The organism is Kluyvera sp. CHPC 1.251 (assembly GCF_036759945.1).
Lineage (GTDB): Bacteria > Pseudomonadota > Gammaproteobacteria > Enterobacterales > Enterobacteriaceae > Kluyvera > Kluyvera sichuanensis.
This window is the reverse complement of the sequence record NZ_JAPKIC010000004.1, coordinates 1-22534: the sequence shown is the minus strand read 5'-3', so window position 1 is coordinate 22534 and position 22534 is coordinate 1. Positions and strand designations below refer to the sequence as shown.

The 22534-nt window shown below is 52.9% G+C and carries 21 protein-coding genes; 9 read left to right on the top strand and 12 right to left on the bottom strand.

All coding sequences use genetic code 11. The features are described 5' to 3' along the window. Positions 1–23: 23 nt before the first annotated feature. Positions 24–869, top strand: coding sequence for a curli production assembly/transport protein CsgG (gene csgG / locus V6940_RS09250; RefSeq protein ID WP_185669981.1), 846 nt, complete (start codon positions 24–26; stop codon positions 867–869). A 25-nt stretch (positions 870–894) separates the two neighbouring features. Here csgG and rluE read toward each other — a convergent pair whose 3' ends face one another. Continuing rightward, positions 895–1566, bottom strand: coding sequence for a 23S rRNA pseudouridine(2457) synthase RluE (gene rluE, locus V6940_RS09245; protein ID WP_333495646.1), 672 nt, complete (start codon positions 1564–1566; stop codon positions 895–897). A gap of 229 nt (positions 1567–1795) precedes the next feature. On the opposite strand from rluE, the gene icd reads away from it, so the two are divergent. Both icd and V6940_RS09235 read left to right on the top strand, forming a co-directional pair. Further along, on the top strand, positions 1796–3046 hold the full coding sequence (gene icd, locus V6940_RS09240) for an NADP-dependent isocitrate dehydrogenase (RefSeq protein WP_333495645.1): 1251 nt from the start codon (positions 1796–1798) through the stop codon (positions 3044–3046). A gap of 96 nt (positions 3047–3142) precedes the next feature. Next, positions 3143–3613, top strand: coding sequence for a GNAT family N-acetyltransferase (locus V6940_RS09235; protein ID WP_333495644.1), 471 nt, complete (start codon positions 3143–3145; stop codon positions 3611–3613). 71 nt (positions 3614–3684) lie between these two features. On the opposite strand, the gene V6940_RS09230 is transcribed toward V6940_RS09235, so the two are convergent. Further along, on the bottom strand, positions 3685–3927 hold the full coding sequence (locus V6940_RS09230) for a DinI-like family protein (protein WP_185669985.1): 243 nt from the start codon (positions 3925–3927) through the stop codon (positions 3685–3687). A gap of 77 nt (positions 3928–4004) precedes the next feature. Here V6940_RS09230 and umuD point away from each other — a divergent pair, with 77 nt between their 5' ends. Beyond that, on the top strand, positions 4005–4424 hold the full coding sequence (gene umuD / locus V6940_RS09225; protein WP_333495643.1) for a translesion error-prone DNA polymerase V autoproteolytic subunit: 420 nt from the start codon (positions 4005–4007) through the stop codon (positions 4422–4424). Between the two features lie 17 nt (positions 4425–4441). Here the strand turns inward: umuD and V6940_RS09220 are convergent, their stop codons facing one another. The 6 genes from V6940_RS09220 to V6940_RS09195 form a co-directional block, all read right to left on the bottom strand. Beyond that, positions 4442–5554: a M20 family metallopeptidase gene (locus V6940_RS09220; protein ID WP_333495642.1), complete on the bottom strand. Its 1113-nt coding sequence runs from the start codon at positions 5552–5554 to the stop codon at positions 4442–4444. Then, positions 5554–6309, bottom strand: a complete 756-nt coding sequence (locus V6940_RS09215; protein ID WP_333495641.1) for a glutamine amidotransferase — start codon at positions 6307–6309, stop codon at positions 5554–5556. Before V6940_RS09215 ends, V6940_RS09220 begins: the two co-directional genes overlap by 1 nt. A 13-nt stretch (positions 6310–6322) precedes the next feature. Further along, the gene (locus V6940_RS09210) at positions 6323–7402 is read right to left on the bottom strand and encodes a phosphotriesterase family protein (RefSeq protein WP_333495640.1); all 1080 of its coding nucleotides are present in this window, start codon (positions 7400–7402) and stop codon (positions 6323–6325) included. 3 nt (positions 7403–7405) lie between these two features. Next, complete coding sequence (locus V6940_RS09205; protein ID WP_220440619.1) at positions 7406–8407, bottom strand: ABC transporter permease; 1002 nt, start codon at positions 8405–8407, stop codon at positions 7406–7408. Between the two features lie 18 nt (positions 8408–8425). Then, positions 8426–9172, bottom strand: a complete 747-nt coding sequence (locus V6940_RS09200) for an ATP-binding cassette domain-containing protein (RefSeq protein WP_333495639.1) — start codon at positions 9170–9172, stop codon at positions 8426–8428. Positions 9173–9552: 380 nt separating this feature from the next. Continuing rightward, positions 9553–10575: a LacI family DNA-binding transcriptional regulator gene (locus V6940_RS09195; protein ID WP_333495638.1), complete on the bottom strand. Its 1023-nt coding sequence runs from the start codon at positions 10573–10575 to the stop codon at positions 9553–9555. Between the two features lie 345 nt (positions 10576–10920). Here V6940_RS09195 and V6940_RS09190 point away from each other — a divergent pair, with 345 nt between their 5' ends. Next, on the top strand, positions 10921–11874 hold the full coding sequence (locus V6940_RS09190) for an ABC transporter substrate-binding protein (protein WP_333495637.1): 954 nt from the start codon (positions 10921–10923) through the stop codon (positions 11872–11874). Positions 11875–11878: 4 nt separating this feature from the next. Here the strand turns inward: V6940_RS09190 and V6940_RS09185 are convergent, their stop codons facing one another. Further along, a complete protein-coding gene (locus tag V6940_RS09185; RefSeq protein ID WP_333495636.1) occupies positions 11879–12748 on the bottom strand; it encodes a ribokinase in 870 nt (289 codons plus the stop codon). A 26-nt stretch (positions 12749–12774) separates the two neighbouring features. Here V6940_RS09185 and V6940_RS09180 point away from each other — a divergent pair, with 26 nt between their 5' ends. The 3 genes from V6940_RS09180 (at position 12775) to V6940_RS09170 (ending at position 15876) form a co-directional block, all read left to right on the top strand. Beyond that, positions 12775–13620, top strand: a complete 846-nt coding sequence (locus tag V6940_RS09180; RefSeq protein WP_333495635.1) for a BtpA/SgcQ family protein — start codon at positions 12775–12777, stop codon at positions 13618–13620. Beyond that, the gene (locus V6940_RS09175; protein WP_333495634.1) at positions 13620–14264 is read left to right on the top strand and encodes a TenA family protein; all 645 of its coding nucleotides are present in this window, start codon (positions 13620–13622) and stop codon (positions 14262–14264) included. The genes V6940_RS09180 and V6940_RS09175 overlap by 1 nt, the downstream gene beginning before the upstream one ends. A 343-nt stretch (positions 14265–14607) precedes the next feature. After that, entirely contained in the window at positions 14608–15876 is a 1269-nt protein-coding gene (locus V6940_RS09170) for a Y-family DNA polymerase (RefSeq protein WP_333495633.1), read from the top strand. A gap of 106 nt (positions 15877–15982) precedes the next feature. On the opposite strand, the gene V6940_RS09165 is transcribed toward V6940_RS09170, so the two are convergent. Genes V6940_RS09165 through V6940_RS09155 form a run of 3 tightly spaced genes read right to left on the bottom strand, consistent with a single transcriptional unit; the run spans position 15983 to position 20913 of the window. Beyond that, positions 15983–17335 (bottom strand): TolC family outer membrane protein, encoded by a 1353-nt coding sequence (locus V6940_RS09165; RefSeq protein WP_333495632.1) that lies wholly within the window; start codon positions 17333–17335, stop codon positions 15983–15985. Between the two features lie 40 nt (positions 17336–17375). Beyond that, positions 17376–18737, bottom strand: coding sequence for an HlyD family type I secretion periplasmic adaptor subunit (locus V6940_RS09160; protein WP_333495631.1), 1362 nt, complete (start codon positions 18735–18737; stop codon positions 17376–17378). Next, complete coding sequence (locus V6940_RS09155; protein WP_333495630.1) at positions 18724–20913, bottom strand: type I secretion system permease/ATPase; 2190 nt, start codon at positions 20911–20913, stop codon at positions 18724–18726. Before V6940_RS09155 ends, V6940_RS09160 begins: the two co-directional genes overlap by 14 nt. A gap of 594 nt (positions 20914–21507) precedes the next feature. Between V6940_RS09155 and V6940_RS09150 the strand changes: the two genes are divergently transcribed. Further along, the coding region (locus tag V6940_RS09150; protein WP_333495629.1) for a retention module-containing protein at positions 21508–22534 on the top strand (1027 nt) is incomplete at its 3' end.

Genomic DNA, 22534 nt, shown 5'->3' with positions numbered 1-22534 from the left:
CACCTCCGTGGCGAGATGCAGAAATGAAAAATATAGCTGGCGCAGTGGTTATTTTTATTAGCCTGTTTATGCTTACGGGCTGTATTACCTCTCCCCCTAAACAGGCAGCGAAACCGACGCTATTACCGCGGTCGCAAAGCTACCAGGACCTCACGCATTTACCGTCGCCGAAGGGCAAGCTGTTTGTCTCGGTTTATAACATTCAGGATGAAACCGGGCAGTTTAAACCCTATCCGGCCAGTAACTTCTCAACGTCCGTTCCGCAAAGCGCCACCGCCATGCTGGTGTCAGCGTTGAAAGACTCCAACTGGTTTATTCCTCTTGAACGACAGGGACTGCAAAACCTGCTCAACGAACGCAAAATTATTCGTGCGGCGCAGGAGAACGGCACCGTGGCGGTGAACAACCGCACTCAGTTGCCGTCGCTGGTGGCGGCGAATATCCTGATCGAAGGATCGATTATCGGTTATGAAAGCAATGTGAAAACCGGCGGGGCAGGGGCGCGCTATTTTGGTATTGGCGCCAGTACCCAGTACCAGCTTGATCAAATCGCCGTGAACCTACGCGTGGTCAACGTCGGTACCGGGGAGGTGCTTTCATCGGTAAATACCAGTAAAACGATCCTCTCCTATGAGTTCCAGGCGGGGATCTTCCGCTATATCGACTATCAGCGCATCCTGGAAGGCGAGGTGGGCTATACGGTAAATGAACCGGTGATGCTCTGCCTGATGTCGGCGATTGAAACCGGGGTCATCTATCTGGTGAATGACGGGATCACGCGTAACCTGTGGCAACTGCAAAACCCGTCGGACGCTAACGCACCGGTGCTGGAGAAATATAAGAACATCATTGTGCCCGATATTTCCTGATTGGGATTTTCCTGCGAGCGCGGTGTTAGCCGCGCTCTGCGGCCGATGCATCGGCATCGCGCCATTCGCCGTTTTTCAGGTCATCCAGCGTATAGCTACCCATCGCATAGCGAATCAACCGCAGCGTTGGGAAACCTACGTGGGCGGTCATCCGGCGCACCTGACGGTTACGTCCTTCATAGAGCGTGACCTTTAGCCATGCGGTTGGAATGGCTTTGCGCTCACGGATCGGCGGATTGCGCGGCCATAGCCATTCCGGCTCGTCCACTCGCTCAATACCGGCGGGCAAGGTGGGGCCATCGTTCAGCGTCACGCCATTACGCAGTGCCTCAATGGCCTCCGGCGTCGGTTCACCCTCAACCTGCACATAGTAAATTTTCCCGGTGCGCTTACCCGGCTGGGTGAGCCTGGCCTGCAGCGCGCCGTCATTGGTTAACACCAGCAGCCCCTCGCTGTCCCGGTCGAGACGACCTGCGGCGTAGACATTTTGCACCGGAATATAATCTTTTAGCGTGCTACGTCCTGCTTCGTCGGTAAATTGCGGCAACACATCGTAGGGTTTATTGAACAGAATAACGCGTTTTGGTTGGTTATCTTTACGCGTCCTGGTGGCTTGTCGTGAGCTGAATCGCTCAAGCTGGTTTTTTCTAAATGAAGTCTTAATCATAGTATTTTCAGGCTCTATAGATTCGCGCATTATAGCCTAATAACGAGAGTCTTTCATGGCGACAAACAATCAGGTAGTATTGACAGGCTTATTACAAAACATTAACAAAATGCTCTAACTCTTTGTGTTGCAGGAAGACGGTAAGACAGTGCATCTCCAGGCTATACCTAAACGGGATAAGTGGAGTGGGCGTAGTAGCGGCAAGAACCTGTGGCGTAAAGGATGACGAGCACACCAGAAGCGCTCGAAGGAGAGGTGAATGGAAAGCAAAGTAGTTGTTCCGGCGGAAGGTCAAAAAATCACCCTGAAAGACGGCAAGCTGAATGTGCCACACAATCCGATTATCCCATTTATTGAAGGCGACGGTATCGGTGTTGATGTCACCCCAGCAATGCTGAAAGTGGTTGATGCCGCTGTTGAGAAAGCCTACAAAGGCGAGCGTAAAATTTCCTGGATGGAAATTTACACCGGGGAAAAATCCACCCAACTTTATGGCCAGGACGTATGGCTGCCAGCAGAAACGCTGGATCTTATCCGCGACTACCGTGTTGCTATCAAAGGCCCTCTGACGACGCCAGTTGGCGGCGGCATCCGTTCTCTGAACGTTGCGCTGCGTCAGGAGCTTGACCTGTACGTGTGTCTGCGTCCGGTTCGCTACTATCAGGGCACCCCAAGCCCGGTTAAACACCCAGAACTGACCGATATGGTCATCTTCCGTGAAAACTCTGAAGACATCTACGCGGGTATCGAATGGAAAGCTGACTCTGCTGACGCTGAGAAAGTGATCAAATTCCTGCGCGAAGAGATGGGCGTGAAGAAGATTCGCTTCCCTGAACACTGCGGTATCGGCATCAAGCCGTGCTCCGAAGAAGGGACCAAGCGTCTGGTGCGTGCGGCGATTGAATACGCTATCACCAACGACCGCGATTCTCTGACCCTGGTTCACAAGGGTAACATCATGAAGTTCACCGAAGGCGCGTTCAAAGACTGGGGTTACCAGCTGATTCGCGAAGAATTCGGCGGCGAACTGATTGACGGCGGCCCGTGGCAGAAAATCAAGAACCCGAACACCGGCAAAGAGATCATCATTAAAGATGTGATCGCCGATGCGTTCCTGCAGCAGATCCTGCTGCGTCCGGCTGAATACGACGTGATCGCTTGTATGAACCTGAACGGTGACTACATCTCCGATGCGCTGGCAGCTCAGGTTGGCGGTATCGGTATTGCACCGGGCGCGAACATCGGTGACGAATGCGCACTGTTCGAAGCGACCCATGGTACTGCACCGAAGTATGCAGGTCAGGACAAAGTGAACCCAGGTTCTATCATCCTGTCTGCAGAAATGATGCTGCGTCATATGGAATGGTTCGAAGCAGCTGACCTTATCGTTAAAGGTATGGAAGGCGCTATCAACAACAAGACCGTGACCTATGACTTCGAACGTCTGATGGAAGGCGCTAAACTGCTGAAATGTTCAGAGTTTGGTGACGCGATCATCAAAAACATGTAATCCACTTGCTGGGTTATAGATGAACGGGAGCCGGTGGGTTCCCGTTTTTTTTTTGCCTTGTAAAAACGACAATAATGATAAGCGAGGGAAATACTGATGCAAATCAGACAAGCTACACCGCAAGAAGCTGAACGATGCTGGGATATTCGGAATCAGGCCATTCGCGCGGGATGCACATCGAGCTATGACGCGACGGTTATTGACGCATGGACGCCGGACAATATGCCTGAGCAGTATCGCCAGGAGATTGTTAACTATCCGTTTTTTGTGGCGGTGGACGATAGCGATCGGCCGGTGGCAACGGGTTATCTCGATCTCACGTCCGGTAGCGTAGAGGCTATTTTTACTCTGCCTGAGTACACCGGAAAGGGATTGGCCGGATCGATTATGAATGCCATAAAAAGAGAAGCCCGCACCCGTGGATTTCAAACGATTACCTTGTCCTCTACGCCCAATGCGCAGGGGTTTTATGAGACGCAAGGATTTACCGTTGTGAAGGAAAGCGTGCACTTCTCTGCGTCGGCGAACGCGCAATTACGCTGCGTCGATATGATGCTGAAACTGTAAGGGCGACGCGAACTTCTCTGGCGCTAACGACGCTCGGCGGGTTTTGTGCCAGAGAAAGCAGAGGCACCGCGTTATTCACTCACCAGCCAAAACTCCGCCTCGTCAAACATCTCCTGCACCGTGCGGCTGATCTGCTCTTTTTCATGCTTGCTGGCATCCGTATTGATGGCTGGCAGCGTCATCATCGGTTTCACACGAACTTCGGCATCCGGGAAAATGCGGTGCACTCTCTTACTCAATTCGCCGAGAATAATCTCTTTTGCGCCAGGCAAACCCTCAAAATTCCTTTTGTCATAAACGAGTTCCACGAACATTTTTAGCCTCTCTTTACTGGGTATAATGACAGTATATATACTGTATGTATAAACAGTGTCAATAGAGTGAGTTCATTATGAAGTTTTATTCACCCACCGGCCCAGGCCAAATGGCGGCGCTGCCGTTGTTCGGCGACCTCGTACCCTGCGGGTTTCCAAGCCCGGCGCAGGACTATGTTGAGCAGCGAATTGATTTAAATAAGCTGGTGATAAGGCATCCCAGCGCGACCTATTTTGTTCGCGCCGCCGGGGATTCCATGAGCGGCGCGGGAATTGGCAATGGCGATTTGCTGGTGGTCGATAGCGCTAAAACCGCGCAACACGGAGATATCGTGATTGCGGCGGTTGACGGTGAGTTCACGGTTAAGCGCCTGCAAACACACCCGTCGGTAATGCTGATTCCTGAAAACCCGTCCTATAAACCGATTCAGTTCAGCGGCGAGGACTCGCTGGATATTTTTGGCGTCGTGACACATATCCTGAAGACGGTCGGCTGATGTTTGCCCTGTAGATGTTATGCCATCCAGTCACTGATAATTTCCCCATATAGCCGCTCAGCGTCGTCGAGTCGACTGAGCAGACAATATTCGTCGGTTTGATGCGCCATAGCCGGTTCGCCAGGCCCGAGAATAATGCAGGGCGGGTTACCCAGCGCGGGCAAGAGTAGAGACGCGTCGGTAAAGTAGGGCACTACGCGCGGCTCGAGCGGTTTATCGTGCAGTGGCTGGCAGCGCTGATAAACCTGTTTTATCCAGGCGTGATTCTCCTCGCTTAATACCGCAGGCAAATCAACCAATGTGGTGACTGTCACGTGCTCGCCCAACAGCGTGGTGAGTTGCTGACGAATGGTCGCGTGCTGCAAATTGGGGGCGCTGCGGATATCGACATCAAAACGCGTGCGATCCGGCACGGAATTGATATTTAGCCCACCCTCAATGCGCCCGACGTTAAGCGTGGCTTGCTTCATTAACGGATGCGGTGCACCCGGTGAAAAATGCTGAATCTTGCCCAGCGCATCCGCCGCCAGATAAATAGCATTAATTCCCAGTTCGGGCATCGCGCCGTGCGCGGTTTTCCCTCGGGTTTCACAGCGTAGCCACAGTGCGCCCTTGTGTCCGATGACGGGGTAATTGGCGGTCGGTTCTCCGACGATCAGAGCTCCGATCTCCGGTAACGCGCCGGACGCAATTAATGCTCTTGCGCCATCACAGCCGGTTTCTTCTCCGCCGGTAATCAGCAATACCGCCCCGCGCCCGGCGAGAATAGCTTCCCGATGCTGTACGCAGGCGATGGCAAACGCCGCCACAGCCGCTTTCATATCACTGGAACCGCGGCCGTAAAGACGAGTGTCGTCAACCTGCGAGCCGAAAGGATCGTACAGCCACTGTGCATTACCCAGCGGTACGGTATCCAGATGGCCGGTAAAGGCCAGCGGTTTTCCGGCTTTCGCGCCGGGAAGCGTGGCGATCAGATTACTGCGTCTTGAACCGAATGATGATAGCGAAACCGCAAAGCCATTATCGCGAAGCCAATCGGCAAAGAACTGCATACAGTCGGTTTCGTTGCCTGGCGGGTTAATGGTATTAAAGCCCAGCAGATGCTGGGCGAGTTCAAGAGTGGCGCCCATCAGTCGCGTTCCGTCAGCCAGTCGAGACAGTTAACCCACAGCTGGCGGTAGCCTGGCCATTTGGCAAACTCTTCCGGTAGCCAGTGCGCTGACATATCGCTGGTCCAGACCAGAGAACGGCCTTGTTGATATTCGCGAATGGCCAGCAGCGGGTGACCGGTGCCCGCAACGGTCGCCAGCAGTTTGCCTTCCGGATGCATCTCCACTTCGTTATAACCCAGCAGCCACGGCCATTCGCCGGGAAGATCGTTAAACAGCGCGTGGGGTTCCGTCATTTCGGCATAACACCCTTCTGGGGTTTCAATACGATCGTCCCATGCCAGACAACGAACCGGCAGCACTTTCTCTACGGCGGTATGACGATAACGCGCGCCGCCGTTAATGCCCTGGAAGCTGTAGTAGCCGCCAATCATCATCAGCGCGCCGCCAGCCGCAACATAATCATGCAGTAGCGTCAATCGGTTAGCGGTACGGCGGCTTTTCAGCCAGGTATCCGGATGCAAAAGCAGAGTATTGGCACCAATATCCGACAGGATAATGGCATCCCATTGCTGTAGTGCTTCCAGCGTTAGCGGAAACTCGACCGCTGCCGCATGGGCGGGCATATAGGTGATGGCGTAATGGCTATCGGCTAGCGCGGCCAAAAAGTCCGTTGCCCCGGTGTGCCAGGTCGCGGTGGCAAACTGGTCGAAGCCTTTAACGTGCGTTGATGTGCTGGTCCAGGATTCACCCACCAGTAAAATTTTCTTCTGCATTATGACGTTCCTTTTATCCGCCAAAGACCCGTTGGGGATTTCCAATCATCAGGGTTTCGAGTTGCTCCCCGCTAACGCCGTGACGACGTAAGCGGGGAACAAAATGTTTGAGTATGTAGCCGTAGCCGTGACCGCCGTAGCGGGTGAGCATAGTTTTCAGGAACACATCCTGTGAGAGTAAAATTTGCTGGATATAGCCATCGTCAATCAGCTCGCAAATGGCGCGGGCGTTCTCTTCATCGGAAGGCGATTGTGCCGACTCATCGGCGTAGTAGTAGCTCATGCCGATCATGTCATATTCGAGAAACGCCCCGCGCTGTGCTAACTCGCGCTGGTAGCGCTTATCGGCAAAGCTGGGATTCATATGACACAGCACTGTATGACGTAGATCGGCCCCTTCCTGTTCGAGAATATCCAGCACCCGGTGCCCCAGCCGTTCCCAGCCGGGCAGATGGACCTCGATTGGCACACCGGTTGCTGCGCTTGCCCGACCGGCTGCGCGCAGAGACTTCTCTTCATCTGAAGTAAAATGGCTGGAGATGCCAATTTCCCCGATCAGTCCGGCCAGCACCTCCGGTTTCTCCTCTGCGCCACCGAGATCGTAGATTAACCGCTCGGTTAACTGCTCGATGCTGCTGGTTTTTACCCACTCAGGGTGCGACGGCTCCAGATAGAAGCCGGTACCCATAATAATGTTGAGCCCGGTCAGGCGAGCGATACGCGCCAGCGCTTTCGGATCGCGGCCAATGCCAATATTGGTCGGGTCAACGACCGTCTCTCCGCCAAGGGCACGATATTTAGTCAGCTCCTCAATCGCCACATCAACGTCAAACAGCTGGCAGTTATCACGACTCATGAGCGGATTCAGCGACAGTTCGCCGAGGTTTTCCATCTTCACCGGCATTTCAGCAAGATGGCGATCGCTACAGCAACAGGGCGGCACCCATTTCCCGGAGGCATCCAGCAGGATGTGCTCATGCATTAGCGTCACGCCCATCTCGCTAATGGGCAGCGGGCCTAACACCGTCATGGCATAACCGCTGCTGACGCCGACCGGCAGCGGAGTAGGGTGACGAAAAATTGATCCTTTCATCTGTTATCCTTTGGCCGCAGAGCGCGTGGGGTTGAGAATGCGGGTGTTCAGCCAGATAGCCAGCAGGATGATGGTGCCGGTCGCTATTTGGGTATAGAACGGTGAAATGTGCGACAGGATCAGTCCGTTCTGAATGACCGCAATCGACAGTGCGCCGAGTAACGTGCCAATAATGGTACCGAAGCCGCCAAACAGGCTGGTGCTGCCGAGCACCACTGCGGCAATCACCTGCAGTTCGAAGCCTTCGCCCTGGTTGGAAGACCCGCTGCCGAGGCGTGCGGTAATAATCATTCCGGCCAGCGCGGCAGCCATTCCACTAATGATGTACACCTTCATGGTCACGGCTTTCGTGTTAATACCGCTGCGTCGTGCGCCCTCTGCGTTCGCACCGATGGCGGTAACGTAGCGGCCAAAACGCATATGATTCAGGACGATATGTCCGATAACCAGAATCATAATACCGATCACCGCTGGCATCGGGATGCCCACAACCCAGGCGCGCCCTATAAAGGTAAACAGGCTGTCCGCCGGGACGGGAATGGAGTAGCCCTGAGTCACCAACAGCGCGATACCGCGAACCACGGCCAGAGTGGCAAGGGTGACGATAAACGCCGGTATCCCTTCATAGGCAATAAAGAACCCGTTGATGGCACCAACCAGACCGCCGAGCAACAGACCGCCGAGCAGGACAACCGGCCACGGCAACCCCCAGTTATTCAGCGCGATAGCGGAAAGTGCGCCAACCAGCGCCAGAGTGGAACCTACCGACAGGTCTATGCCACCGGTGGTAATCACCAGCGTCATTGCCGTTGCCACGATCAGCAGCGGGGCGCTCTGACGAATAATATTCAGCCAGTTGGTACCGGTGAGGAAATTACTGGTGATCAGCGAAAACACCACGCAGCAGAAAACAAAAAACAGCGCGATGCTGACGACGCCAGAGTGGTTATGCAGCAGGCGGCGCGGCAGCGAATGCTGGATCATGCGAGAGCTGCTTAAGTTCATGATACTCATCCTGTTACCTCAGTGTGCGGCCGCAGAGCGGGCGGTAAACTTTTCGCCCACAATCAGATTAACGATATCGCTTAGGCTGGTGTCAGCGACGCGCCGGTCGGCGACGTTGGTGCCTTCATACATGACCATGATGCGGTCACAGACCAGGAACAGGTCCTGCAAGCGGTGAGTAATCAGAATCACGCTCACGCCGCGAGCGGAAACGCGGCGGATGAGTTCCAGAACCGCTTCAACTTCCGCGACGGCAAGTGCGGCGGTAGGTTCGTCCATAATCAGCACCTTCGGGTCAAAGGCCGCCGCGCGGGCGATGGCAATGGCCTGGCGCTGACCACCGGAGAGGTTCCTGACCAGCAGGCGGGTATCGGGAATAGAAATGCCTAGCCCTTTGAGCATCTCACGAGCATCGGCGTGCATTCTGGCTTCGTCGAGAAAAGGGATACCGAAAACGGATTTCATCGGCTCGCGGCCCATAAACAGGTTGCCTGCGACGTCAACCGTATCGCATAGCGATAGATCCTGATACACCATCTCGATATGACAGCGGCGAGAATCCGCCGGATTGGTAAACTGGTGCTGTTCGCCGTCGATACGAATCGTGCCGCTGGAAGGGATTACCGCGCCAGATAACACTTTAGTCAGGGTCGACTTCCCCGCGCCGTTATCGCCCACCAAACCCAGTACTTCACCAGGTGCCAGCTCCAGGTTGACACCGCGCAATGAACGTATCGACCCGTAGGTCTTGGTGATATTAATCATCTCCACCCTTGGCGGGGTAGTGTGTGGCTGCTGCATCTGATAACTCCCATTGCTATTGCCGGGAAAATGTTCGCCCATCCTGCGCGAGAGACTTCATCCAACACGATTTACAATCTAGTAAACCGGTTTACCTGATGAATGAAGCACTCACATACACAGTCAGGCTAACGCTATTTAAGATATTTATTCGCCAGTAAGAACATTGCAGCATCCGTGCCAGGGCAGAAACAACACAGCAGCCCTGTGACCTAACACTATGTAATAAATAGGTTTTATTTATTACTCTCCGGTAAACCGGTTTACTGATTATAGTGAACGGTTTTTAAGTTGATTGTTTTTTGCGCCAAAACTGGGCGCTTTTGCGCCATTTTGGGACGAGCTTAACAAATTTTGATCGAATCGCGGCCGACCCATTCAACCGGCAGACGGGTTTCCGCAGGGATATCTTTCTCGTTGTTGAGCAGGCGCAGCATGATGTTCACCGCCGTATGGCCCAATTCCCGGGCGGGCTGCCGGATAGTTGAGATGCGGGGTTGGGTGAAATCGGCATAGTTGGCATCATCGAAACCGACTAGCGACAGTGCTGCTGGTGCCTGCAGTCCGCTGGCACGTAACCCGTCGAGCAGGCCCAGCACCAGATAGTCACTAGCAGCAAAGACAGCGGTAGGGCGGATCGGTTGGTTAAACAGGTGGTGCAGCGCCTGCTGGCCGAATTCTCGCCGATAGTCGCCATACATGATCCATTCAGGTGGCCAGCTCAGACCTGCTTGCTCCATCGCGGTGCAGAATCCCTGATAACGCTCGCGGACGCTCATCAGTTTGTCTGGCCCGCCAACGAAGGCGATATGGCGATGCCCGGCGGCGATCAGCTTTTCAGTGGCAATTCGCCCGCCCTGTACGTTATCAGCAAATACTTTCGGTACCTTGCTGCCGGGAATATCTTCATCCAGCAGCACGATGCGTTCATGGCGCTGAATTTCTTTCCGCAACAGACCGTTATCCGGTCGGTTAGTGGTGAACAATAGGCCATCGACCTGGCAGGTATCCAGCCAGCGAATAAACTGACACTCTTTATCAGGATTATTGCGGGTGATGCACAGTACCAGGCTGTAACCGCTGGCAGAAGCGGCCTCTTCGGCAGCATCGGCCAGTTCTGCGAAGAAGGGGTTGGTGATATCAGGTAACACCAGCCCAAGCGTTTCGCTTCCCCCTTTGCTCAGGCGGCGTGCGAGGCTGTTGCCGCGATAGTCCAGTTCGTGGATAGCCGTTTCAATACGATCGATAGTGTCCTGCGGCAGCACAATGCTGTTGTTCATATAGCGTGACAACGTCGCTTTAGATAGCCCTGCCAGCTTTGCCACATCGGATAGCAATACGCGTTTTATACTCATTTGCTGCGCCATTTCTGCCAGAATCGGCTATCTGTAACATAGTTAAGCGCCGTGGATACAGCAATTTCTTGGGTAACCATGTGGTGGAAATTAATGCTTGACAAATTTTAATCGGCAGAGAATTGTATAGGCAGTTTACCGCATCATCCGGGAAGTCATTCCCAAACCAGCTTTAGACGTTCCAGTCGCGCACCGAAACGGACCGGTTGCCGGAATGTTGTAAAGCGGGATCCAGCCGAACAGTTTTCGATTGTTCTGGCTACAAACTCGATATTTGCCCGCCAAAACATATCCCTTCTGCGTTCGTATGCAACGCGGAACTCTGCTGGCTATCAACTATTCCCGACGAGGATACTGATGATGTTATTTAACACCGGAAAACTGCGTTTTATTGCTATAGCAACGACGATGCTGGCATCAGTGAGTTTTATTTCTGCAGCCAATGCTGAAAGTCCAACTTATGCGTTGGTGCAGATCAATCAGCAGGCTTTGTTCTTTAATCTGATGAATAAAGGCGCGCAGGATGCAGCAAAGGCGAGTGGCAAGAATCTAGTCATTTTCAACTCTAATGATAATCCCGTTGCGCAAAATGATGCGATTGAAAACTATATTCAGCAAGGCGTTAAAGGGATTCTGGTTGCCGCTATCGACGTTAACGGAATTATGCCCGCGGTCAAAGAAGCGGCGGCGGCGAACATTCCTGTCATTGCTATTGATGCCGTATTACCTACCGGGCCTCAGGCTGCTCAAGTCGGCGTTGATAATATTGAAGGGGGGCGGATTATTGGTAAATACTTCGTCGACTATGTGCAAAAAGAGATGGGCGGCCAGGCACGTCTGGGGATCGTTGGGGCGTTAAATTCAGCTATTCAAAACCAGCGGCAGAAAGGCTTCGAAGAGGCGCTGAAAAGTAATCCAAAAATTACGGTTGCGAACGTTGTTGACGGACAAAACGTGCAGGATAAAGCAATGACCGCGGCGGAAAACCTGATTACCGGCAACCCCGATCTGACGGCGATATATGCAACCGGTGAACCCGCTTTATTGGGCGCTATTGCTGCTGTGGAAAATCAGGGGCGCCAGAAGGATATTAAAGTCTTTGGTTGGGATCTGACGGCGAAGGCGATTTCGGGTATTGATAGTGGCTACGTTACCGCCGTGCTGCAGCAGGATCCTGAAAAAATGGGTGCAGAAGCCCTGAATGCGCTCAACAGCATCACGTCGGGTAAAACCGTGCCGAAGACCATCCTGGTACCGGCCACGGTAGTGACCAAAGCGAACGTTGACACTTACCGTTCGCTGTTTAAGTAGGTTGCTACTTGCCGCCCTTTGCGAGCAGGGCGGCAAGTTCATGGTTGTCTGGAAATGCGCTATAGGTGCCCCGACGGCTAACGGTAATCGCGGCAGCAAGGCTGGCGTGGGTAAGCGCCAGGGTATCAGGTTCTACCCCACGCCGCAGCGAGGACGCGAGCATGACGGCAAGGAAAGTGTCGCCTGCGCCGGTGGTATCAAGCGCCTCGGCGGGGATGGCGGGACAGAACTGGCGCTGGCCGTCCCGAACCAACCAGGCCCCAGCGGCGCCCTGGGTAATGATTAAGGTTTTCACGCCATCAGGCTGTAACAGTTCGGCCTCTGATTCGTTGACCACGGCGATATCGATCAGTGGCCACAGATGGCAAAAATCAGGATTAACCGGTGAGGGGTTGAATACCGTCGTCATACCGCGTGTTTTGGCAAACTGGAACAGGGTGCGAGTTTTATCCAGAGAGAAATTACCCTGTTGTAGCAAAATATCACCGACTGCGGCGTCAGCCATGTGCGAGATAATATCATCAATGCCAAATGTATCGGCGGCTGAGGTGGTAGTAATAATGGCATTATCACCATCATCACTATTTAAAATAATTGAGGTGTCACTATGTTGATTGACATGAAAATCGGGTAGCAGCGATAACGTCTCACCTTTTATTTGCTGGCGGATCCAGATGCCGTTGCTGTCACTTCCCGTGGCGGCAATTAAACGTGTGTCTATTCCGCAACGGGATAATATGATCGCCTGATTCGCGCCTTTACCGCCGATATCCTGCGAGACTTTAATTCCATGAATTGATGAGCCTTTTTTTGGTATGTCCGAAATGGACCAGGTTTCATCTACGGTAATATTACCAGTAACGTAAACACGCATAGTGTTTCCTTAATAGGATGGATAAGATGGTTGCTATCTCAGCAGAAAAAACGAATGCAATACAAGCTATTTTTTCACGTAAAAAAGCAGTTATTGGTGTAATTCATTGCGACCCTTTTCCTGGAACGCCTAAATATCAAGGAAAATCAGTGCGCGATATTATTGAACGTGCGCTTCGTGATGCGGAAAATTATATTGCAGGCGGCGTTCATGGTCTGATTGTTGAAAACCATGGCGATATTCCTTTTTCCAAACCAGAAGATATCGGTCATGAAACATCGGCACTGATGGCGGTCATTACCGAGAAAGTTCGCGAACGCTTTGGGGTACCGCTAGGTATTAACGTATTGGCTAATGCGGCGATCCCGGCGCTTGCAACCGCATTGGCGGGTGGGGCTGATTTCGTTCGCGTAAATCAGTGGGCTAACGCCTATATTGCCAATGAAGGGTTTATTGAAGGGGCGGCGGCTAAAGCGCTGCGCTACCGTAGTATGCTGCGCGCTGAACATATCCGTGTTTTTGCCGATAGCCACGTCAAACATGGCAGCCATGCCATCGTTGCCGATCGTTCGATTCAGGAGCTGACTCGCGATGTCGATTTTTTTGAAGCCGATGCCGTGATCGCCACCGGTCAACGCACGGGTGATAGCGCTACGATGGAAGAAATTGATGAAATTCGCGCAGCGACAGAGTTACCGTTGCTGGTCGGTTCTGGAGTAACGCCGGCTAACGTTTGTCAGATTCTGGGGCGTACTCAGGGGGTGATCGTTGCCAGTACGATGAAGGTGGACGGTGTCTGGTGGAACGATGTTGATTTGGCTCGGGTAAAACATTTTATGTCTATCGCTCAGGCCGCGCTGGAGGAAGCATAATGGAACCGTTTACCGAGCGACTGCTACGTGAGCATGATCAGGCCTGGCAGGTCATGCAGCAGCATCGTTTTGTGGTAGATATTGAGCAGGATCGTCTGCCAACAACGGTGTTTAACCGCTACCTTGTTTTCGAGGGGAATTTTGTCGCCACGGCGATTGCAATTTTTGCCCTGGGGATCAGCAAAGCGCCGGGTATTCAGCAGCAGCGTTGGCTGGTTGGTGTACTGAATGCGTTAGTTGATACGCAGATAGCCTGGTTTGAACGTGTATTAGCAGAACGCCGGATTAATCCTGCCGATTATCCGGACGATCTGCCCGGCGTGCGGCGTTTCCGTGATGGTATGTTGCGAACCGCTCAGCAAGGCAGCTATGAGCAGGTTATTACCCTGATGTTCGGTGCGGAATGGATGTATTACGCCTGGTGTCGACGAGTGAATGAGCGCCATCAGCGCGATGCTGACGTTCGGCGCTGGGTGGAAATGCATGCGGAAGACGAGTTTTATCAGCAGGCGCTTTGGCTGAAGAATGAGTTGGATCGCTGTGCTGTAGCGCTCAGTGAGAGTGAAAAACAAACGCTGTCAGCGCTATATGGTGAAGTGCTGCAGTGGGAAATTGATTTCCATAGCGCGGCGTATGAGCCTTAGACCGATAAGTCGATAATGAGAAAAACGTCTGCCGGAGCCGAAATTTCTTCTGGTTCCGGCAGAGGTGGAGCCATCCGGTCAATCACTGCCATGCCGACTGCATTCGCCACGCTGCTGGCTGCACGCACTAGCCGTTTACTAAATTATCTAAAACTTCAGGGGGTTTGGTTTATCGCCATGAAAGCGGCTTGCACCTTCGCTAGCTCTTGCTTTACTGTGTTTATATACAGTAATTTGAGCGATGATAAATTATGCATAATTCGAATCGGCCAATTCAGGTCAGCGGCGAAACCTCGCTGGATATTTTTAGCGTTGTCACGCATATCCTGAAGACGGTCGGCTGATGTTCGCGCTTGTTGATGCGAACTCGTTTTACGCCAGCTGCCAGACGGTGTTCCGGCCAGACCTGAAGGACAAACCGGTGTGCGTGCTGAGTAACAACGACGGCTGCGTTATCGCCTGTAGCCACGCCGCCAGAGCGCTTGGCATCAAAATGGGCACGCCCTGGTTCCGGCTAAAAGGGGTGGCGTTCCCCGAACGCGTCCATTTTTTTTCCAGCAACTACGAGCTGTACGCCGATATGAGCCTGCGGATGATGACCACGCTTGAAGAGATGTCTCCCCGGTGCGAGGTGTATTCAATTGACGAGTCATTCTGCGACCTGACGGGCGTCAGCAACTGCCGTGATCTGGTGGATTTTGGTCGGGAGATCCGCCGCACCGTGCGTCAGCGCACGCACCTGACTGTGGGTGTCGGTATCGCGCAGACCAAGACGCTGGCGAAGCTGGCCAATTATGCCGCCAAGCGGTGGCAGCAGCAGACCGATGGCGTTGTCGACCTGTCTAACGTGGAGAACCAGCGTAAGCTGATGGCCGCGCTGCCGGTTGATGAGGTGTGGGGGATTGGGCGTCGGATCGGCAAATCGCTGCAGGCGATGGGGATCAACACCGTGCTTGAACTGGCGGACACCGATATTCGTTTTATCAGGAAGCACTTTAGCGTGGTGCTGGAACGAACGGTACGTGAACTGCGAGGCGAACCGTGCTTTGCGCTGGAAGAGTTTGCCCCCGTGAAGCAGGAAATTATCTGTTCCCGCTCGTTTGGCGAACGGATTACCGATTACGAGCAAATGCGACAGGCTATCTGCAGCTATGCCGTTCGCGCGGCGGAGAAACTGCGCGGCGAGCATCAGTACTGCCGGTTTATTTCCGCGTTCGTGAAAACGTCTCCGTTTGCAGAAAGGGTGCCGTACTATGCGAACAGCGCATCCGTGAAACTCCTTACGCCCACGCAGGACACCAGGGATATTGTCGCCGCCGCGACGCGCTGTCTGGAGGCCATATGGCAGAGCGGTCATCGCTACCAAAAAGCAGGCGTCATGTTGGGGGATTTTTACAGTCAGGGCATCGTGCAGCTCGACTTGTTTGATGATAACGCACCAAGGCGTAATAGCGCGTCGCTGATGGATGTGCTGGACCGTATCAACACAAAAGCCGGGAAGGGGACGCTCTATTTTGCGGGGCAGGGTATTCAGCAGGAGTGGCAAATGAAAAGAGAGATGCTGTCGCCGCGATACACAACGAGGTATAGCGATTTACTGCAGGTGAAGTGAACAACAGGTGTAAAACGGCAACCACCAGGGGGCGCCGGGGTGAAAAGCAAACTCCTCTTCCCTGGCACCGCCAGAGAAGAGGAAGACCATCGCTACTGGCTAGCGATTATTTCAATTCAGGAAGATTGCTGTGTGCCGTCTGTTGCTCATCCACCGGCTGTGCGGCCGTTGGTGCCTGAATATTCAGCTGTTTTAGCAGATCGCCAATACGGGCGTTGATGCGGTAGGTGGTGAACATCTCCACAAACTGCATTTCGACGTAGCGGCGCTGGGCGTTGAACACTTCGTTTTCGCTGTCCAGCATATCCAGCAGGCTACGTTCACCGATGCTGAACTGCTCCTGGTACGCGGTGCGCACCACGGCACTGCGATCGGCGTAATCTTTGGCGATCGGCACCTGCTGTTTGGCGTTCTGCCAGGCGTTCCAGGACAGACGCAGCTCCTCATCCAGCTGGCGAAGGGCGTTGCGTTTGACGTCCTGCGCTTCCTGCATTTTGTAGGCATAAGATGACAGCTGTGCTTTATCGCTGCCGCCGTTAAACAGGTTATAGTTCATGCGAACCATTGCCTGCCACTCCTGATCGTGACCACGCGTGCCGTCGACGTTGTTATCCATACGGCGGCCAAGGTCGATATCCACGCTCGGGTAGAAGCGGGATTTCGCGGCTTCATACTGCTGGCGGGTGGCTTCAACGTCCGCATCGGCCTGTTTAAGCAGCGGGCTGTTTTCCAGCATCTGCTTACGGGCTTCGGCCTGAGAACCCGGGACGTTGGTCGTCATCGGCATTGACAGACCGGTGGCTTCTTTACCGACCACGCTGTAGTAGTTGGCCTGGGCATCTTCGAGGTTGGTTTGTTCGGTCAGCAGGTTGTTTTTCGCCTGTGCCAGACGTGCCTGTGCCTGCTCATAGTCAGCCTTACGGCCTACACCCTGTTCGGTACGCAGACGGATTTGGTCAAATACGCGCTCGTGGCTCTTCAGGTTATTTTGTGCCAGTTGCACCATTTTTTGACGCATCAGAACGTCGAGATAGCTCTGAATCGCATTCAGCGCGGTCACTTCACTGGTGTTCATCACCGTGTACGCCCGGGAGTTCACGGTCGCCTTTTGCCGGGCCACTTCGCTGGTGGTCGCGAAGCCGTTAAACACATTCTGGCGCAGATTAAGGCTGGATTCGCTGCGGTTCAGGTTGCGACGGTGATCGTTGGCTGCACGGGTGCTGGAGTTATCGGTCTGCTCCCAGCCGGTGCCGGCGGAGAGGTTCAGGGTGGGCAGATAGCCGCCTTTTGCCGCCCGTAAATCCTCATCGGCAGAATAGCGGCTGTTGACGGACGCGCTCACCTGCGGGTGCCAGAGCAAGCTGTCTTTGACGGCCTGTTCGAGCGTAGCCGCGCTAACGTTGTTAGCGAACAGCAGCGGCAGAGAGAGGCTGGTTAATACCCGAATGTGTTTGTTCATAATGTCATCCTTTCATCAATTTCCATCGTATATAGGGGTACTATCGTTCTTGAAGTGCTTCTGACTTCGCTCTTAATATTGGTTTTAATAGGTAACTGAGTACGCTTTTCTTCCCTGTCATGATATCGACAGAAGCCACCATTCCCGGAATAATCAACAGCGGCTTCTCCTCACTACCGAGATAATTACGATCCGTTCTTAAGCGAATTTGATAAAAACTACGGCCCTCTTTGTCAGTGATGGTATCAGCACTAATATGCTCCAGAGAGCCTTGCAGACCGCCATAGATGGTGTAGTCATAGGCGGTAAATTTGATCATCGCTTTCTGTCCTGGATGAAGAAACGCAATATCTTGCGGCCTTATTTTGGCCTCAACCAGCAGACTGTCATCCAGCGGAACAATTTCAACCAGTTCGCTGCCGGGCTGAATAACGCCGCCAATCGTGGTGACCAACATTTGCTGGATAATTCCGCGTACCGGTGAGGTCACTAATGTACGATTGACTCTGTCTTCAATGGCTTTGCCGCTGGCTTCAATTTTGACAAGGTTGGTGCGCGCTTCATTTAACTGTCCCAGCATTTCGCTGTGATAGCGTCCGCGAGACTCGGCAATCTTATTTTCTATCTCTTTCACCGCCGACCGGGCCCGAGGAATGGCGAGCACGATGGAGTCGAGTTGGCCGCGGGTATCGACTTCAGAGCGGCGCAGGCGAAGTATTTCAACTTTTGAAATCGCGCCAGCGTTGACCAGCGGCTCTGACATTCTGACTTCTTGCTGAATGAGCCCCAGGCTATGGCTGAACTGCGTTTTTTTGGCTTCATAATCGAGCAGTTCCTGTTTTTTCTGTGATAACTGCTCTTCCAGACCCGCAATTTCGCTGCTGAATCGCGCACGTTGCGTATTGAACAGCGCCCGCTCGCCGCTGGCAATATTCGGCGCTTCACGCTCAATATCGTCACTCAGAACGAGGGGTTTATCCGCAATTTGCGCTTCCAGCCGTGAAATTTGCGCCATTAAGGCGTAGCGGTCGGCTTCGCTTTCACCAGCATTCGATTTAAAGCGTGTGTCGTCGAGCCGAAGCAGGGGCTGCCCGGCTTCGACCACCTGACCTTCGTGGACGAAGACTTCAGAAACGATGCCGCCTTCCATGTTCTGGACCTTTTGCAGACGTGATGATGGAATCGCCTTACCATCTCCACGGGCAACCTCATCAATCTGCGCGTTGGCTGCCCAGATGATTAAGACAATAAAGAACGCCAGACATGACCACAGGGTGGTGCGGGCTGAACGTGGCCCGTCCGCCATCACGAGTCCGTTGATGCCATTAATCGTGAGATCGTTGTCGTTATAGCCCAGTCCTAACCGCCGCAGCAGGTTTTTCAGCCATTTATTGTGTCGCATGGATTTGCCCCTTCTTCAGCGCGACCAGGACGTTCTCTCTTGGGCCGTCAGCAATAATGCGTCCACGGTCAATGATGATCAGCCTATCGACGAGGGAAAGCATGGAGGCTCGATGCGTGACCAGCAGCAGCGTCCGCCCTTTGATGGAGTCCATTAGCGCGCGACGCACGCTATCTTCCGTGGTGTTGTCCATGGAACTGGTTGGCTCATCAAGCAGCAATACCGGCGGCTCCAGCAGCAGCGCGCGCGCCAGCATTACCGCCTGACGCTGGCCGCCGGAGAGGTTGAGGCCTCGCTCGCCAACCTGCATGTTGTAGCCGTCCGGGTGCTTGCGTGCGAACTCATGGACGCCCGCCTGCTGGGATGCCCGAAGCAACGCCTCGTTTTCTACATAGCTGGCGCCGCTGATTAAGTTTTCGCGTAGCGTACCGCTGAACAGGTGAATATCCTGCGGCCCGTAGCCAATGTTATGGCGCACATCGTTAACATCAATCTGGTTGGCATCCATACCATCCAGCAGAATTTCACCTGAGTCGGGTTGATAAAAGCCGATAATCAGTTTTGCTAGCGAGCTTTTCCCCGAGCCGCTACGGCCGATAATACCGACTCGTTCCCCAGGGGTGATGGTAAAAGAGAGGTTATTGAGCGAGGGACGTTTCTGGCCCGGGTAGGTAAAGGTGACGTTCTGGAAGGCGATGCCGCCCAGCAATTTCTCACGGGCGACCAACGGGCGATCGTCCTGACGCTCCTGAGGCAGGTCCATCATATCTTCCGTGGTTTTCATCGTCATTTTGGCCTGCTGATAGCGGGTGACAAGCCCGCTTAACTGGCCCATCGGCACCAGTGCGCGTCCGTTAAGCATGTAGCAGGCAATCAAGCCCCCCATGCTGAGCTGACCATCAATAATCAGATAGACGCCCGCCACGATCATCGCCACGCCTGAGAATTGTTGTAGCCAGGAGGTAAAGTTAACGGCGAGCGTGGAGAGCGATTTAACGCGCAGCTCTTTTTTACTAAGGGTCACCAGCGTGCTTTCCCACATGTACTGGCGCTCGCTTTGGGCGTTATTGGCCTTCATTGCATCCAGGCCACTGAGCGTTTCAATCAACACCGCCTGCCGTTCAGAGGCCAGCTTCATGGTGTCATCAATAGTCTGGTTCAATGGTTTCTGGATGGCCCAACTCACGGCCAGCGCCAGCGGGAAGGCGACTAAAGGAATGAACACCAGCGGCCCACCGATAACGCCAATCACCAGTAGCATCAGCAGCGTGAAGGGCATATCGATAAGCGTTGCCATGGTTAATGACGAGAGGAAATCGCGTAGCGATTGAATTTCATGGATATTTTGAGCAAAGCTACCCATGCGCGCCGGGCGCGCTTTTATGGCCATACCGGTGATGCGCTCAAAGAGTGACGCGGAGACAATCATGTCGGTTTTCTTGCCGGCAATATCCAGGCAGCGCGAGCGCAGCGTTTTCAGCAATAGATCAAATAAGAAGGCGACTGTGATACCGATTGCCAGTACCCATAGCGTGGACGTGGCCTGATTGGGGACCACACGGTCGTATACGTTCATGACAAACAATGGCGTACAGAGCGCAATCACGTTAATCAAAAAGCTGGCGACAATAGCATCGACATAGAGAAAGCGTGACAGTTTCAGCGTATCGCGAAACCAGGTTCGCGTCCGCGGGAGCAGGCTGGCTTTGGTTCGTTCACTCTGGTGAATGGGCTGAATAAACAGCGTGATGCCGGAATATTCTTCAGCCAGCACGGATGGCTCTACGGTAATTTCTCCACCGTTGGTGTCGCCGGTTAGCAGCCGTGCTTGCCCATTTTCACTCCATCCAAACAAGACCGCCGTACGGTTATTCTTCAGGATAAGGATGGCGGGTAAAGATAATGCGTTGATCTTACCCAGCTCGCGTTTGAGCATCCGCACTCGCAGCCCGGCTCGCGCTGCTGCACGAGGAAAAACGGGAAGCGTAAGGCGGTTATTTCTTAACGGTAAACCCGCTGTCAGTGAAACGCGGCTGGAGGCTTTTCCGTGTAGTGTGCAAATAGTCATCAGACTATCAAGCAGCGGATCATCACAGAACTCGCGCTGATCAAAGTTAATCTCGTCTTGTCGCTCTGTTACGTCATTCTCGTGAGCCGCTGTGGAATGTAGCGTCATAAGTTATATCCTTAATAACAAACCCGGCTAAGGCGGTTAGTTTTTTCTTATCCTGAAATTCCGGGGAATGACTCCAAAGACATTACAATACTTGATTACTGATGCAATTTACCAGATATACATGCAGGAATTGCTTATATAAGTCTTTAATAATTCTTTATAATCACAGCTAATAATAATCACGTACAATTCTTAAAAGATCCAAATGAAAGAGGTTTGGAATCATAAACAAAAAATGGAATTTAGGTTTTTTTTGAAATTCATGAGTTATTATTTTTTGAGAAATTATCAATAAAATCATTGTTATGATGATTCTTCTGGAGCGATTTTACTCTCGTTTTATTAATCTATTACCATCGCTTAAGCTAATGCTGAATGCGAAAATTACAATGAAATTGATACCTTTAAAATAAATACAAAAATAACACGTGAATATTATTACTAATGCGATAAATGATATATATATTTGGAGTTTAAAAATTTAGACTGATGTCTAGCGCCAACAATGGATACGTAATTAATACGATAAATATGATTGATAAGTGGGCTATTCCATTTTCTACCGCGTAATTTGCATTCTAAGGAGAGACAGCTATGTCAGCGATTATAGGAACGATAAAGGCAGTTATGGGACAGGTGTGGATCGTCGCGTCTAATGGTACTCGTCGTCTGGCAACGGAAGGTGAGCAGGTTATGCGCGGGGAATTAGTCGTAACCGATCAGGGAGCGGTAACCGTTACGCTTCCCAATGGCAAAAATATGGATCTGGGCCGTGGAAGTGAATGGGGCAGCGAGGCAACGTCAGCGTCTGCTTCTGCTGATGTTGACCCGCAGGCCATTGCCGCAGCGCAGCAGGCGATTGCTGAAGGTGCTGACCCAACCCAGATTCTTGAAGCAACGGCTGCAGGTAACAGCACTATTATTGATTCGTCATCCGCACCGACGGGTGACCATAGCGGCCATACCCACGTAATCCTCGACCTGACCGGTGAAATCCTTGACCCAACGGCAGGCTATCCGACAGAAGGGCTGGATACGGCGACGATTGCGCCGGTGGAAGACATCACGTTGTTAAAACCGGATGTCGTCAGCAGCAATGATGAACCTCACCCATTGCCTGAAGCCAGTATCACGATTGATGTGATTGCGGGTGATAACGTTATTAATAAACACGAAGCCGACCAGGATAAGATCGAAATCAGTGGTACGACCGGGCTGGATGTGCGCCCAGGCGATACGGTAACCGTGACGGTTAACGGCAATGAATATCAAACAAAAGTCGGTATTGACGGGCGATGGTCTGTGGCGGTGAATACCAGCGATTTAGTGGCGACTGGTGATGTTCATGCCAGCGTGACGACTTATGATCAGTATGGAAATCAGGCAACCGCAAATGCCGAGAGTTCGGTGTCAATTGCGACCACCCCGCCAAATGTCGCTCTGAATATCGACACCATCAGCGACGGTTATATCAACGCCGATGAGGCCAAAACCGAGACCACCACCGTCAGCGGCACCGTCGGCGGGGATGCGAAGGCCGGGGATATTGTCCATCTGGAGGTGAATGACAAGGCGTACACCGCAACCGTCACCGAAGATGCGAACGGCAAGCTGGTCTGGC